Source organism: Chromohalobacter sp. HP20-39 (assembly GCF_033052815.1).
Classification (GTDB): Bacteria; Pseudomonadota; Gammaproteobacteria; order Pseudomonadales; family Halomonadaceae; genus Chromohalobacter.
Map to the genome: position 1 here is coordinate 1 of NZ_JAWHTP010000706.1, position 270 is coordinate 270.

The 270-nt window shown below is 70.7% G+C and carries 1 protein-coding gene; it reads left to right on the forward strand.

Translation table 11 applies throughout. The features are described from left to right. On the forward strand, positions 1–270 hold a 270-nt coding region (locus RVY79_RS19775), incomplete at both ends, for a YcnI family protein (protein ID WP_317466270.1).

The window sequence follows — 270 nt, forward strand, 5'->3', positions numbered from 1 at the left end:
GCAAGCCCTACAAGGCCGTGCTGCGGGTCGGCCATGGCTGCGACGGCTCGGCCACCCGGCAGATCATCCTGACCCTGCCCGAAGGCCTGCGCGGCGCCAAGCCCGTGCCCAAGGCGGGCTGGACGCTGACCACCACCCGCGCCCCGCTCGCCAAGCCCTATGAGAGCCATGGCAAGACCATCGCCGACGAACTCGCCGAGGTGCGCTGGACGGCCACCACCGAAGCCGACTTCCTGCAGGACGCCTGGTACGACGAGTTCAGCGTGCGCG